Genomic DNA, 522 nt, shown 5'->3' on the forward strand with positions numbered 1-522 from the left:
CCAGACGGCCGGGGGGCGGACGGTGTGCTGGGCGAGGGTGGCGGGGAGGTCGGCGAGGGTGGTGCGCAGGGTGCGCTGGGTGGGGGTGGAGCCGTCGGTGACGACGGCGACGGGGGTGTGCGGGGCGCGGCCGTGGGTGATCAGGGCGGCGGCGATGGCGGGGGCGGTGTCGACGCCCATGAGGACGACCAGGGTGCCGCGGAGGCGGCCCAGGGCGGGCCAGTCGACCAGGGACTGGGGGTGGTCGGGGGGCAGGTGGCCGGAGACGACGACGAACTCGTGGGTGAGGCCGCGGTGGGTGACGGGGATGCCGGCCAGGGCGGGGACGGCGACGGCGCTGGTGACGCCGGGGACGACCTCGACGGGGATGCCGGCGGCGGTGCAGGCCTGGAGTTCTTCGTAGCCGCGGCCGAAGACGTAGGGGTCCCCGCCCTTGAGGCGGACGACGCGGCGGCCGGCGCGGGCGTGGGTGATGAGGAGTTCGTTGATGGTCTCCTGGGCCATGGCGCGGCCGCGGGGGAG

General features: G+C 76.8%; 1 protein-coding gene. It reads right to left on the minus strand.

Annotated features, from left to right (window positions below):
* A partial coding sequence (gene cobA, locus ACI79W_RS20040; RefSeq protein ID WP_456563833.1) for a uroporphyrinogen-III C-methyltransferase occupies nucleotides 1-522 on the minus strand: 522 nt, incomplete at both ends.

The organism is Blastococcus sp. SYSU DS0533, from assembly GCF_054050775.1.